At 37.4% G+C, this 14,371-nt stretch carries 11 protein-coding genes; 6 read left to right on the forward strand and 5 right to left on the reverse strand.

The annotated features are described in order from the left end of the window. From PN497_RS03955 to PN497_RS03970, 4 genes are all read left to right on the forward strand, one after another. Nucleotides 1-948, forward strand: a 948-nt coding sequence (locus tag PN497_RS03955; RefSeq protein WP_272109670.1) for a tetratricopeptide repeat protein, incomplete at its 5' end; no start/stop codon positions are given. An 87-nt stretch (nt 949-1,035) separates the two neighbouring features. After that, nucleotides 1,036-1,791: a DUF4351 domain-containing protein gene (locus PN497_RS03960; RefSeq protein WP_096565842.1), complete on the forward strand. Its 756-nt coding sequence runs from the start codon at nt 1,036-1,038 to the stop codon at nt 1,789-1,791. 233 nt (nt 1,792-2,024) lie between these two features. Continuing rightward, nucleotides 2,025-6,635 (forward strand): nSTAND1 domain-containing NTPase, encoded by a 4,611-nt coding sequence (locus tag PN497_RS03965; RefSeq protein WP_096565840.1) that lies wholly within the window; start codon nt 2,025-2,027, stop codon nt 6,633-6,635. A gap of 101 nt (nt 6,636-6,736) precedes the next feature. Continuing rightward, nucleotides 6,737-7,579, forward strand: a complete 843-nt coding sequence (locus PN497_RS03970) for a tetratricopeptide repeat protein (RefSeq protein WP_096565838.1) — start codon at nt 6,737-6,739, stop codon at nt 7,577-7,579. 576 nt (nt 7,580-8,155) lie between these two features. Here the strand turns inward: PN497_RS03970 and PN497_RS03975 are convergent. The 4 genes from PN497_RS03975 to hetZ all read right to left on the reverse strand — a co-directional run bounded on the left by PN497_RS03975 (nt 8,156) and on the right by hetZ (nt 11,456). Further along, nucleotides 8,156-9,085, reverse strand: a complete 930-nt coding sequence (locus PN497_RS03975) for a DUF1822 family protein (protein ID WP_096565836.1) — start codon at nt 9,083-9,085, stop codon at nt 8,156-8,158. Between the two features lie 41 nt (nt 9,086-9,126). Beyond that, on the reverse strand, nt 9,127-9,270 hold the full coding sequence (locus PN497_RS03980; protein ID WP_272109671.1) for a hypothetical protein: 144 nt from the start codon (nt 9,268-9,270) through the stop codon (nt 9,127-9,129). 71 nt (nt 9,271-9,341) lie between these two features. Continuing rightward, a complete protein-coding gene (locus PN497_RS03985; protein ID WP_334310610.1) occupies nt 9,342-10,070 on the reverse strand; it encodes a PatU in 729 nt (242 codons plus the stop codon). A 195-nt stretch (nt 10,071-10,265) separates the two neighbouring features. Further along, nucleotides 10,266-11,456 (reverse strand): heterocyst differentiation protein HetZ, encoded by a 1,191-nt coding sequence (gene hetZ / locus PN497_RS03990; RefSeq protein ID WP_096565832.1) that lies wholly within the window; start codon nt 11,454-11,456, stop codon nt 10,266-10,268. Nucleotides 11,457-11,663: 207 nt separating this feature from the next. Between hetZ and PN497_RS03995 the strand changes: the two genes are divergently transcribed. After that, complete coding sequence (locus tag PN497_RS03995; RefSeq protein ID WP_096565830.1) at nt 11,664-12,155, forward strand: hypothetical protein; 492 nt, start codon at nt 11,664-11,666, stop codon at nt 12,153-12,155. 69 nt (nt 12,156-12,224) lie between these two features. Here the strand turns inward: PN497_RS03995 and sds are convergent, their stop codons facing one another. Then, nucleotides 12,225-13,196: a solanesyl diphosphate synthase gene (gene sds, locus PN497_RS04000; RefSeq protein ID WP_096565828.1), complete on the reverse strand. Its 972-nt coding sequence runs from the start codon at nt 13,194-13,196 to the stop codon at nt 12,225-12,227. Nucleotides 13,197-14,054: 858 nt separating this feature from the next. Between sds and PN497_RS04005 the strand changes: the two genes are divergently transcribed. Next, nucleotides 14,055-14,234 carry a hypothetical protein gene (locus PN497_RS04005; protein WP_096565824.1) on the forward strand — a complete coding sequence of 60 codons (180 nt, stop codon included), beginning with the start codon at nt 14,055-14,057 and terminating at the stop codon, nt 14,232-14,234. The last annotated feature ends 137 nt before the right edge of the window (nt 14,235-14,371 follow it).

Here is a 14,371-nt window from a genome sequence, read left to right on the forward strand (position 1 = left end):
GGTAATCTTTACCATAATCAGAAAAAATGGGAATTAGCACTAGCAGATTATAATCAAGCTATCAAAATTAATCCTGATGATGCTCAGGCTTACTACAATCGCGGTAATCTTTACTATGACCAGAAAAAATGGGAATTAGCACTGGCAGATTTTAATCAAGCTATCAAAATTAATCCTGATTATGCTCAGGCTTACAACAATCGCGGTATTCTTTACAAAAACCAGAAAAAATGGGAATTAGCACTAGCAGATTATAATCAAGCTATCAAAATTAATCCTGATGATGCTCAGGCTTACTACAATCGCGGTCTTGTTTACGATAATCAGAAAAAATGGGAATTAGCACTAGCAGATTATAATCAAGCTATCAAAATTAATCCTGATTTAGCTGCTGCTTACAACAATCGCGGACTTCTTTACAGTGACCAGAAAAAATGGGAATTAGCACTGGCAGATTATAACCAAGCTATCAAAATTAATCCTGATTTAGCTCTGGCTTACTACAATCGCGGACTTCTTTACAGTGACCAGAAAAAATGGGAATTAGCACTGGCAGATTATAATCAAGCCATCAAAATTAATCCTGATTATGCTCAGGCTTACAACAATCGCGGTGTTCTTTACAAAAACCAGAAAAAATGGGAATTAGCACTGGCAGATTATACCCAAGCTATCAATATTAATCCTGATTATGCTGATGCCTACAAAAATCGCGGTGTTCTTTACTATAATCAGAAAAAATGGGAATTAGCACTGGCAGATTATAATCAAGCTATCAAAATTAATCCTGATGATGCTCTGGCTTACATGGGTCGCGGTTTAGTTTATTATCAACTTGGTGACAAACAAAAAGCCAAAGAGGACTTACAACAAGCAGCACAATTATTACAGGCTCAAGGAAATGTTGCTCTTTATCAACAAATTATGGATTTATTAAAAGGTTTGTAGAAAGTTTCTTTGCTGATAACATTTTATTTGTCTGAATCAGGATATCCAGGATTTAAGGATTTACAGGATATTATTTGTAGTTTTTTCATGTTGTATTTTATGATTTTGAGGAGGTTATTTGTCACCCAACTCAGTCCGTCAGAATTATCCCTCGAACCGATTCGAGCAGATGCGTTAATTCTGTTACAATCAGATGAAATGGTTCTGCATATAGAATTTCAAACTGAACCAAAAGCCCAAATTCCCTTTAGAATGGCGGATTATCGGTTAAGGGTGTATCGCAAATTTCCCAATAAACGGATGCGTCAGGTTGTGATTTATCTACAACCAACCACATCCGAATTAGTCCAGCAAACAGCCTTTGTTTTAGAAAATACCCGTCATGAATTTGGCGTTATTCGTCTTTGGGAACAACCCAGCGACATATTTTTAAATACTCCTGGTTTGTTACCGTTTGCAACTCTCAGTCAAACTGAGGATAAAACGCTAATATTACAACAGGTTGCAGAAGCTATTGAGCAAATAAACGATACCCGAATCCAAAGTAATGTTGCTGCTTCAACGGCGATATTAGCTGGGTTAGTATTAAACAAGAAACTGATTAAAAGATTATTGCGGAGTGATGCTATGCGCGAGTCTGTAATTTATCAGGATATCCAACAGGAAAAAGCTTTAGCAATTGTGACACGACAACTCCGTCATCAAGTCGGAACTGTTCCACCTGCACAATTATTGAAACTTGAAGCTATGGAATCAGAACAGTTAGAAGATTTAGCTGAGGCTTTACTTGATTTTTCTAGTTTAAGTGATTTAGAAGCTTGGTTAGCACAACATCAAGTTTAGCAATATTGGTCAGGGTTTAGCAATACTAAACCCCTACATCTTCAATAAGAAATTACCTCAAACATCCCATCAACAACACAAACAAATACATCCTGTAAATCCTTAAATCCTGGACATCCTGATTCAGACAAGAAAATCAACTTTTGTAACAATCTCCACCATTTGCGTAAAATATTGCCAAGCAAGCCGAAATTGTCATAGAGGTGTTGTGCAGGGAGAAGAGTGGTAAGATTATGAACAAATTAGTTATCCTCAAACTAGATGGTAATTTCCATGAAGGCTTTCGCGTTCGTTTAGAAATTGGTGAAGATGATGCGCTTCCCGATATTGAACTAAGTGACAATACATTAACATTACCTCCTCTTCCCACCCTACCTAATATTTATCAAGATTGGTCTAATAGTTATCGCAGTCTGGATGGATACCGCATTAAACCTAAAAAAGACCAAATTACTAATGTCAAATATCAATCTCTGAAAACAGAATGTCACACTCATACAAACATTCTCAAACAGCAATTTATTACTTGGTTACAAGCAGAGTCATTTCGCCAGATAAAAGAATTATGTTTAACACAATTAAATGCTACTGATGAAGTGCGAATAATTATTCGTACTCATGAAACTCAACTGCGAAAATTACCTTGGCATTTATGGGATTTATTTAATTATTATCCTCATGCAGAAGTGGCTTTTAGTTCCCTTTCTTCCCAACGGTTTAAAAAAAGTACCCGTTCCCATATCCGCATTTTAATTATTCTGGGTAATAGTGAAGGAATTAATGTTGCTGAAGATGAAAAATTACTGCAACAATATTGTCAAGCAGCGGAAATCATTGTTTTAGTTGAACCTTCACCTTCAGAACTGAATAAATATCTTTGGGATGATACCGGTTGGGATCTGATTTTCTTTTCTGGCCATAGTCGTACAGAGTCAACAAAAGGCAGAATATTTCTCAACCGCACCGATAGTTTAACAATGGATAAGTTGCGGTATGCACTACAAACCGCCGTCAGCAAAGGGTTACAATTAGCTTTTTTTAACTCCTGTGATGGTTTAGGAATTGCTACTGAATTAGAAAGTTTGCATATTCCCCAAATAATTGTGATGCGTGAACCTGTACCAGATCAGGTGGCTCATCAATTTTTAAAAGACTTTATTCAACAGTTTACCAGTAGAAAATCTTTCTATCAATCTGTGAATATTGCCCGCAAAAAATTACAAGGTTTAGAAACAGAATATCCTTGTGCTAGTTGGTTGCCTGTAATTGTCCAAAATTTGTTAGCAACGCCTCCGACTTGGCAGAGTATGGGGGCTGTAGCTAGTTGTCCTTACAGGGGTTTGGCGGCTTTTCAAGAACAAGATACAGTCTATTTTTATGGGCGAGAAAGTGTTACCCAACAATTAGTTACAGCAGTGAAAACAAAGCATTTGGTAGCAGTGGTTGGGGCTTCGGGAAGTGGTAAATCTTCGGTGGTATTTGCCGGGTTAATTCCCCAATTAAAGCGAGATAAAAGTCAACATTGGCAAATTGTGTCTTTTCGTCCGGGGAATAATCCGTTAGAATCATTAGCGATCGCACTTCATCGAGAGTTAGGCACTAAAAAAGATATTTCTCCTAATTCCAGATTGCAAGAATTAGAAATAGAAGTACAGTTAAAACAAAGTCATAGCACTTTATCTAATTTCCTAGAATCGCTGATTAGTATTTCACCCAAATCACATATTATCTTAATTGCTGACCAATTTGAAGAACTTTATACTCTTTGTCAGGATACCGGAGAACGGAAAATATTTTTAGATAATCTTTTAAATGCAGTTAATAGTATTCCTGGTTTTACCTTAGTGTTAACCCTAAGAGCAGACTTTTTTGGTGAAGCTTTATCTTACCGTCCTTTGAGTAATGCCTTGCAAGATGCTCAGGTGAATTTAGGTCCCATGAATGCCTTAGAATTAGAAAGTGCCATTTCACAACCTGCTCTTAGTCTCAATGTACAATTAGAACCAGGATTAACTCAACGTCTCATTGATGTGGTGCTTAATTCTCCTAGCCATTTACCCCTACTAGAATTTACTTTAACTCAGTTGTGGCAACGGCAACAGCAAGGATGGCTAACTCATCAAGCATACACGGAAATTGGCACTATCGAAACTGCACTGGCGAATCATGCTGAGTCAATTTATGCCCAATTAAGTGCAACCGATAAACAAAAGGTACAACAAATATTTATTCAATTAGTGCAGCCAGGAGAATATAACACAGATATCCGGCGTTTAGCTACTCGTGGGGAAGTGGGGGCAGAAAACTGGAATTTAGTTACACAATTAGCAAATGCCAGATTAGTAGTTACAGACATTAATAAACTAACAAAAATTGAAACCGTAGAAATTATTCATGAGGCATTAATTCGTAATTGGCGCAGATTAAAACAATGGATGCAAACAGATGGAGATTTTCGCCGATGGCAAGAACAGTTAAGAACAATAATGCGACAATGGGAAAATCATCAACAAGATACAGGAGGATTATTGCGGGGTAAATCTTTAATTGATGCCCAGGAATGGTTAAGACAACGGGAAAATCAAATTAGTGCCAATGAGCAAAATTTTATTATTCAAAGTTTAGAACTACAAAAGAAAGAAAGTCAAGCTCAGAATGCGGCTAAAAACCGAATTATTATTGCTTTAAGTGGTGGGTTATTAGGAGTATTACTATTAGCTGGTGTAGCTTTATGGCAAAGGCAAAAATCCCAAATTAATGAATTAAAAGCCTTGAATTTATCTGCACAAGTATTGTTAAAATCTGGGAATGAAGTTGAAGCTTTTATCCCCACACTGAAAGTTATCAAAAATTTACAGCAGTTAAATTTCTTAAACTTCTTAAATTCTCAAACTCAGTTAAGTTTGTCTGCGGCTACTTTAGAAAATATCAACCAAATTCGAGAATACAATCGTTTACAAGGACATAAAGGTGAGATTTCCACTGTTAAATTTAGCCCAGATGGTCAGCTTTTAGCTTCAGGTAGTGAAGATAATACCATCAAAATTTGGCGACGATATGGGAAGTTACAGCAAACTTTATCAGGTCATAAAGATAGAGTTTTTAGTGTTATTTTTAGTCCAGATTATCAATTTTTGATTGCTGCTAGTTTTGATAACACTATTAGTTTTTGGCGTTATGATTATAGCACAAAATTATTTACAAATCAACCTAATTTTAGGTTAATAGAACAAGATAAATTATTGGCAATATCTCTCAGTCCCGATAGTCAAATTTTAGCAACTGCTAACAGTAAAGGAAAAATAAAACTGTGGACATTAAATGGACAACTGATGAAAACAATTATCGCCCACCAGCAAAAAATATGGGGTATAAATTTCAGTCCTGATGGAAAAACTATTGCTACTGCAAGTGCTGATAAAACCGTTAAACTTTGGCATCTTGAAGGTCAGGAATTAAAAAATTTACCAGTAAAAATATTATCAGGTCATACTGATGAAGTTTTTACAGTCAAATTTAGTCCCGATGGTAATACTTTAGCCTCTGCTAGTAAAGATAAAACTGTGAAACTTTGGGATGTAAATGGAAAATTACTGCATACTTTTACAGGTCATAATAATGAAGTTTTAGATGTGAATTTTAGTCCAGATAGTAAAACTCTAGTTTCTGCTAGTGCTGATGATACAGTTAAAGTTTGGATGATACCCAATGATTTAAAATTAAAAAAAGATTTAAAATCTCATCCCCAATTTCCAATTTACACCTTTTTAGGACATGGAGGTAAAGCATCAGAAGCCAGTTTTACTCCTGATGGCAAAACCATAGTTTCTGCAAGTGCTGACGGCACAATTAAACTTTGGCATTTGCAAGGTATTTTACCGAGTTTTTCTGGTAATAGTGTGAGTTTCAGTCCTGATAAAAATACTATTGCAGTAAGTAATAAACAGGGAATTATCAGCTTACGACAGCGTGATGGCAGTTTGCTAAAAAGTTTTTATGCCCATGAGGGAGAAATTATCAAAATATTGTTTCATCCCACTGGAAAAAATATTATCACTATTGGCGTTGATAATCAAATCAAAGTTTGGAATCTTGATGGTAAACTTATCAATAGTTGGCAGGGACATTCACAGGATAATAGTATATTGAAGAGTATATTTAAGCCAATTCAAGATATCAGTTTGAGTCCAGATGGTAACAAAATTGCAACTATTAGCAGGGTTGATAAACAAGTTAAAATTTGGGACTTACAAGGAAATTTATTAACAAGTTGGCAGATAAATGATAAATTACCTACAAATATTAACTTTAGTAGAGATGGTCAGACTTTAGCTACTGCTGGAGATAAAACAGTAAAACTGTGGAATTTAGCAGGAAAATTACTGCAAACTCTTTCTGGACATGAGGATAATATTACATCTGTAATTTTTAGTCCTAATGGAAAAATGATTGCGACTGCAAGTGCTGACAAAACAGTGAAACTTTGGGATAGCAAGAGTGGTAAATTATTACATACTTTACAACATCATCAAAGTGTTTATAGTGTAGATTTTAGTCCTGATAGTAAAATTCTAGTTTCAGCCAGTGGGGATAAAATCAGTTTTTGGAATTTGCAGGGAGAATTAATTTATAGTCTGCAAGGAAGTAAAAATGATCTTTTAGAAGTTAATTTTAGTGCAGATGGAAAGATGATAAATTCTGTGGATATTAGTAATCATATCACTTTGTGGGATTTGGATATTCATGGTTTACAAAAACGTAGTTGTGAATGGTTGCATGAATATTTACAAGAAAATGTTAGTTTAGTTAAAGATGAGGGTAAATTATGCGAAAATAATCATTAAGTTTTTCAGAATCAGGATTTCCAGGATTTAAGGATGAACAGGATTAAAATAGGATTTTATTACCAATTACCAATCACCAACCACCAATTACCAATCCCCTTATGTCTACCTTAAAATTACCCTTTACCTGTCTAAGTTTAACAATCACTTCCCTAATGATTATTGGAGGGAATTTTTATCAAGTTGCAGCTTCTCAAACTCAATCAATACAAATATCAAAAAACTGGCTTTTAGAAGGTAAAATCAAGGTAAATCAACAAGATTATCAAGGGGCAATATTAGATTTTACACAAGCTATTAATCATAATCAGCAAAATGCAGAAGCATATTATCAACGGGGTTTAATTTATGCTAGATATGCCCAAGGAAAGCCTTTAAATCCTGATGGAACTGTACCGGGTTGTAGGAAAAAGGATGATTATATAATTATTTGTCCAGTAGAAGTAAAAGATAAAATTCAAGAGTATAAACAGAAAGCTATTGCAGATTTTACTCAAGCAATTACAATCAATCCCCAATATGCAGTAGCTTATCATCAGCGCGGATTAATACAAGAAGAGAACGAACAGAAAATAGCAGATTTCCAAATAGCAAACACGCTTTATTTACAAAAAAGTTTAGCTTCTTTAAAAGCAAAGAAATTTCCAGAAGTAACACAGTTGTTAAAGATTATTGATAAGTTACAGGCTGAAATAAACTCTTTGAATAGAATAGTGGATTTACGAGATCCAGAACTACAATATCCTGTAAATTCTTCAACTGTTTCTCCTGATTCCATTGAAGAATTAAATAATCAAGCCTATGCAGCTTTGAATAAAGGAGATGTGCAGACAGCAATCCAGAAGTTCAAAACATTAGCTATTAAACTCCAAGAAAACAAGGAATATAAAAGATATCAGCAAATACAGCTAATTATTATAGAACTTGAGAAAATTCGTAGTTAGGGTTTGCTGAAAAAGTTATCTGTGAGGAGCTAGGAGTATGGCTAACGCCACGCTTACTTCGACAGGCTCAGTACAAGTCGCTATCAAGGAGTTTTTTTTATTTTGAAATTCTGCAAACACCTGTCCTGAGCCTGTCCTGAGCCTGTCCTGAGCGGTGTCGAAGGGCGGTGTCGAAGGGCGGTGTCGAAGGGCGGTGTCGAAGGGCTAACAAAGTGCAAGCTTTTTGAGGCTCACAGTACCTCAAACCTTGCACAATTTTAATTTTCACCATCCTTACAGCTATTTTCAGGTAAATAAACCACATTTTGATTTAGGTTTCGCGTCAACAATGTAGGGGCGTTCGCGAAGCGTGCTGGAAGCATCAGCATTGGGATGATAGTCTTAGGTAAAAACCGATAATTAATTGTCCGAATGCTTCGCCCTTACTGTGGTCTAAAGACATGAAAACTGCTGTAAATAAGCTGATAAACATTTAATTTGCATAATTATTACAGGCAGGATGCCTGTTCCACAAGAGTTTTAGTTGTCAGGAATAGGTAAGTTAAATGTCCAACAGTTTACTGAGACAGTATTTTCTTAAACCTCAAACATTTTAGTTTGCTGCGACTCCCCATAAGCCACCATAATCTGAAACTTTTCCCCCAACTCTGCACTAAATTCCAATTGAATCCAGTTATCTTCATCTCTTGATATAACCTCTAAAACATTTTTTCCCAAATTATCAATAATATTTAATTTTACTCCTTCAGGTAACAGATGATTTCCCACCGGATATACTTGAGTTAAAATATCTACTTCTAGACCAGAACCAGCAGCAATTTTTACTACTAATGCCACAGAAATTTGCTCAAGGTGCATTCCCAAATCAATTTTTTGTCCCCGCGTCATACTCACAGCACTCTTAAAAGCTAATCCTAATTGTTGCGGATTTAATAAATTCTCAATAGTTTGCCAACTTGCATCTACAAATCCATCTAACCATTGTCCAATTTTTACCAGAATAGATAAATCTTCATATTGTGGAGATTTATCTATTTCTAATTCACTCAGATAAAGTAAAAAATTCTCCAAAGATTGCAACTGATTCAGAGGAACTTCCGCTTCAGCTTGAGGTGTAAAACCTAAAATTTTCGCCTCTTTTAAATCAGAATTGAACTGCACAGCCACATAACCCACTCTATCCTCCCAAACCTCCGGCGGAATTTCACATACTTCTGCTTTTGGTAAAACTGGACGACATTCTAATTTACCTAAATTTTTTACTTTTAAATCAGCTACATTCATCAATTGAATTACTAAAAAGTCATGACTATCACTTCCTTGGCAATCAGTTTCAAATCCCATACACTGGAGATAATTATCTACAGCATACACAGCTAAAGTATTAAGATAAACTTGTTGCCGCTGATCAGGATTAGAAATACTTTGGCTATATTCTTGAGCTATTCCATGAGCTTCTTTAGAGAGAGATACGCTAAAAGTTAGTTGTTCTGTGATGCTATTCATGAGGCAATCTCCAAAATTTTTATAGTCAGTTAATGCAGTTTCTATATATATTTCTTTAAATAAGTAATAATTTTACGCATCCGTCGCTGGTAGAAACTAGAAGCTGTTGAAAGTGGTACTTTTAATTCCTCAGAAATTTCTTGCCATTGTTTACCATTTAAAACCAACAGCAGAATAGCTTGCAAATTAGCTTGGGGATGATCCTTAATACAGTCATTTTTTAAAACATTCTCTGGATCATTCTCAATAATTTCCTTTAACTGTTGTTGCTCAGATATTTCATTTGGTTAGTAGGTAGACAGTCTAATTCTAAACTGGCTTTATTTGCATTTCCAGATGAAGCAACTGCTTGAGTACCATTTCCTTCAAGCTTCAACACGCCGATAGTGGGTAATTCACTATGAACACATAACTTCATTACCTGACCCAGCAACTGTAATTCTACTCTGATAATCAGAGTACCAGCATTAGTTTGCCATTGTTGTTCTATCACCGGATTGGCTAAAGAAACAGGCATAGTCAGATTTTCCAGCAGTTGTTTAGCTGCCATTAACGACAACGCCATTTGTTGACGCGGTTGTAAATCTGAGTAATCCTTCTCAATGTTGGGTATTGTCTCCAGAGCATCTACAGAACGATAAGAAGTTCTCAGTACCAACCCAGCTAAATCATTAATTAACTGATAATCTTCTGGGAACAAGCTCTCTACCGCTTGAACCAACTTAGGACCCAATGGCAGGGAGGAAGTTAGCAACAACTGACACTTGTCCATCAATTGCTGAAAAATTGTATCTGGCAGAGAAACTGGCAGATTGAGCTTAGATTGCTGTGCCAACCACCCCCAGGCAGGAACTAAAGCAATCGCTGGCTCTTCCACAAATTCTGGATATTCTACTAATTGACTTTCCCAAGGGAATAAAGGTGGGTGGTTTTGGATTTCGACTTGTAGCCGACGTTTAAGGACTGCTTGGAAACGTTCTTGCACAGTAGGAACTTCTCCTAGTTCAAAGGTTTGGGATTTTCCTCTTTGATCTGGCTGACTACTTGATGATGTAGATGCTGCCAGAAGAGGGTCTTCTACCCCATCAATTTTCTCACACTCTACCCAGGGATGCTCGCCGGTTTGACATTATCTGCCAACAACCAATCGCGCCACTGGTATTGTAAGGGTTGTGAGTCACTATTCATGAGTAGATGCACTAGATCCGGACACAATTGAGTTACGAATTTCCCAGGCTTGTTCCAAAATCTTAAACCACCGTTTTTCTAGTTGTGCCATTGATAATCCTAAAGCTTTGGCAATGGTTTCGTCAGATTCTCCTTGTTGCTTCAAATCTAATAAAGACCGATCTTGATCATCTAATTTGCCTGTGTACAGTTGCCATTGGTGGGGTGTTAAACCTAAATTAGTAGGTAAAGACACATCTAACCATTCATGCACCAATTCCCAATGATGCAAGAGAGAAAACCTAATTAAATGATACTTAAAACGTTGCTGCAAGTAGTCACGCTGACGTGGGGTTAAACCTAAAATTGACTCGATCTCTTGTGCTGATAAATCCTTGAGACGGAGAGAGAAATAATCAGCACAGTCTGATTGTTGTCGTTGTTCTAAATAATTCATCAATTCCGTAATCACCACGGAGCGCAAAGTATCTTCATCTGGTTCTGGTTCAGTTTGCATGGCCATAGCAGCACGCAATTGTTGTATGGCTGGTTCTTCCCAAGAACCATCAGTTTCGCCACTACTGCCTTCAGCAGCTTGTTCAATATCCACGCTCGTCTCTGGAGGCTGCTGTTGTGAGAAGGTTTGCGCTCGCAGAATAATTAACTGTTGTTGTCTGCCTGGTAAGGGAATGCGGCGTTTAGCATACCTTTCGGTAAATGCCATATATTCGGCTAATTCTAGTAGGGTTTGGGGACGATAGGTGGATGGTTGTTGATTTTCCCTACGGAAAGCATTCAAAGCCTCCAAATAAAAACTTTGAAGAAAATCTTCTATGATAGTCAACCGCCCCTGATAGCTTAGTTGCTTTTGAGGAGGATTAATATAGCGATAAATGATGGCGCTCAAAGTGCTGTGTAATTCTACCCTACCCCGATTAGAACCTAGCTGATAATAGCGGAGACATTGTTGTAGCCGATATCGGGCGAGGGTCATTGCAGAGCTTTCTATTTCTCCAGAAGCCTGAATGCGTTTACTTTCATTACAAATCCGCAGGACTTCGCCCGAAATTCGCAATGCTACATCTCGACAATTCTTTTCTGCCGCCTTTGTTGACTGCTGTAGTTCCTTCAAGAGAAATTGAAAGATAACCTCTACGCCGATAGACTTATCTCCCTGAGTAGTTGCGGTTGCGGGCCAATTCATAGTCGGAATTTTAAAAATAACCTAACATACTTAAACACAACCTGTAAGGCCGTGGCTGTTAGCTTGATAGATGTTATTTATAAGCTACCAGTTATTGGTTGTCAGATGACAAGTGACAGGTGACAAAGAAGGAGGCAGGGGAGCAGTTAATAACCCAGTCCCTCGCATTCATAATTTTGGACATTAATCAAGAACCATTTATAAGCCATGAAAAATTTAGAAGCACAAATTCAACTGTTAATTGATAATGCACCCCAAGATGGTGTGACACCACAACTTGTGGCTAATATTGCGCCTGTTTTGAGAGCGATCGCTCAAAATTTACAACACTCTCAATACTATATTCTCCAAAATTTGCAGGAACGCTGGGTTTTAACTACATTGAAGCACAAGGCTAATGCAGCCCCAAAAGGAACAATAGGGGAAAAGCGGGTAGTTTACGCCTTTCCTAGATTACAGGATGTTTCCCTGGTTTCATCTGTTGGGACCAGCCCTCAAGCAGTGGCTAAACCCATGCCTGTAATTCATATTTTGTTTCAACTGGTGGCATTAGAACCAGTAGATAGTATAGTTTTTTTTGAGACTCCTGGAACAACCAGCAACGCTATGGAAGTCGAGCGCACTGACCTGCAAAAGATGATTGAACAGAAACTGCAAGAACACATACTTAGTCAGCAAGTACCTCCAGATATCGCCTGAATCAATTTTGGATTTTGGATTTTGGATTTTGGATAGAATCTAAAATCTAAAATCTCAAATCCAAAATGCCTAATAAAGCCGACTTAATACATAATCAGTCATGCTGATTAATGCTTGCCGTGATTCTGAGGGTTCTAAGATGGCAATATGTTCAGATGATACCTTGGCATGATGAGCGGCTAATTCTCTGGCCCGTTGTATGCCTTGGCTATCAGCAATCAGCTTCAGTGCCTGCTCTAAATCCCCTTCTTGGGCAAACTCTCTGTCAATTAGCGCTTCCAGGCAAGGTTGTTCTTCTAGAGCAAATAACACTGGTGCAGTTAGATTACCACTTTTAAGATCCGATGCCGCTGGTTTACCCAAAGTATCTGTTGAACCAGTGAAATCTAGAATATCATCTACTATTTGGAAGGCTAAACCCAGATGCTTACCGTAGTTATACAAGTTTTCAGCAGTCTCTGGGGAAACGTTACTCAATATTCCCGCAGCTTTAGAACTGTTAGCAATTAATGAGGCTGTTTTGTAATAGCTCTTTTTCAGGTAAGTTTCCGTAGAAAGATTAGTATCAAAACGATTTAGCCCTTGTTGAATCTCCCCAGCGGCCAAATCCATGATTACTTCTGAAAGCAGTTTAACTACATCCAAATTATCCAGATTTGCCAAATACCAGGAAGATTGAGCAAAGAGGAAATCTCCTGCCAGTACGGCAATACGATTGCCAAACAAGCTATGAACCGTAGGAACGCCACGGCGTACATTTGACTCATCCACTACATCATCATGTACCAAGCTGGCTGTGTGGATCATTTCCGTAATCTCTGCTAATCGTCGATGACGAGGCGTAATGTCTTGTTCTAGCATGGTTGCCCGCGATATCAGCAGCACAATGGCTGGCCTAATGCGCTTGCCCCCAGCACCGAATAGATGTTCGGCTGCTGCATAGAGGATGGGGTGGCGGTTTCCAACTAGCTGTGTGAGGTTATCTGCTAGTATTTGCAGGTCTGCTTCCACAGGGGTAAACAGGGAGGTGGCTGGGGTCATGGATGGGCGGACTCTGACTTTGGTTACGAAAGTTTACATATCCTTTACTCATTTTAAGATAAACCATATCCAGCGCCAAGTTTTCATCCAGGAATCCCAAACCATACTTTTCGGATCAGCACAAGTAGCTTCTCTTATATCCTGGAAAAAAGCCCAGGAGTCAAGGAAGATGCGAAAACAGGAGAATGAAGCAATATTCAGTAAAACGCATTTTTTACATATTTTAATTGTCAAAAATCATACTATAATTATCCTTGATAGGATAATTCAGCAAAACTTGTCTGTCAACATTGAGAAAATTTGAAATTTAGTCCAGAAGGTAGCTGAAAATCCAGGTCTGTTGTGTTACGCTAATGTGTAGGAATTTTAAATTTTTCAGATATTCACTGCCAAAAAACAGTTAATCATCAATAGGTGATTTTACTCATTGGATTTGTGAGTCTAAAATAACAAGTCGCCGACAGAATGAAGGAAATGATTCCTAACGATTTGCTGTGCGGCAGCAATCCTATTGAGTTAGATGATATGCTTTCTCTTAAGAAAGCCACTACACATCCTCAGCTAACGTTGATCATAAGTGTAGCTCTTACTTGATTGGTGTGAGGGTGAATAAGGCAGACTAGGTAGACTGCTGAGGAGCGCAGTTTTAAGTTGCTATGTAGCAAATTAACTGCTGTTCGATGTGTGGTATGTGAAAAGCTTAATCAAATAATAAATTGTTTAACCAGAGAGAAGTAAAACTCTACTGGTCGGCTTTGCATAGCCTACTATAGCAATCAAGAATGTGCTTGATTTGCTGAAGTTCTACTATTTGTGTATGCAATTTTATAGTCCTTTGAAAGTTGAGTTGGTAGAACAATGATTTATGGAAATATGCCTATGATGATCTTTATTTTAGCTGCTGGATATTTATTTACAGTCTACTTATTATTGGCACTAGCAAAGCGAACAGGTAGAAATAGTGTTATTAAAAGTGGGACTGCGGTTATTCAGGAGCAACACCAGCAGGAAAGAGCTAGTCCTAAGCTGACTATTTGATAGACAAAACTATACTTATGTTGACAAGCATTGACATAAGTGAGTTAAGAAAATCGCCCACTTGATATATAATCCTACGATATCAAGTATTGAATTAAGACTATTGCCAACGCGAAAACCAAGCAATGATAGCGGTA

The sequence above is a fragment of the Sphaerospermopsis kisseleviana CS-549 genome, from assembly GCF_028329225.1.
Taxonomy (GTDB): Bacteria; Cyanobacteriota; Cyanobacteriia; order Cyanobacteriales; family Nostocaceae; genus Sphaerospermopsis; species Sphaerospermopsis kisseleviana.

Coding starts and splice junctions, on each gene's coding strand:
- PN497_RS03960 (WP_096565842.1), top strand. CDS start 1,036: ATGTTGTATTTTATGATTTTGAGGAGGTTATTTGTCACCCAACTCAGT.
- PN497_RS03965 (WP_096565840.1), top strand. CDS start 2,025: ATGAACAAATTAGTTATCCTCAAACTAGATGGTAATTTCCATGAAGGC.
- PN497_RS03970 (WP_096565838.1), top strand. CDS start 6,737: ATGTCTACCTTAAAATTACCCTTTACCTGTCTAAGTTTAACAATCACT.
- PN497_RS03975 (WP_096565836.1), bottom strand. CDS start 9,085: ATGAATAGCATCACAGAACAACTAACTTTTAGCGTATCTCTCTCTAAA.
- hetZ (WP_096565832.1), bottom strand. CDS start 11,456: ATGAATTGGCCCGCAACCGCAACTACTCAGGGAGATAAGTCTATCGGC.
- PN497_RS03995 (WP_096565830.1), top strand. CDS start 11,664: ATGAAAAATTTAGAAGCACAAATTCAACTGTTAATTGATAATGCACCC.
- sds (WP_096565828.1), bottom strand. CDS start 13,196: ATGACCCCAGCCACCTCCCTGTTTACCCCTGTGGAAGCAGACCTGCAA.
- PN497_RS04005 (WP_096565824.1), top strand. CDS start 14,055: ATGATTTATGGAAATATGCCTATGATGATCTTTATTTTAGCTGCTGGA.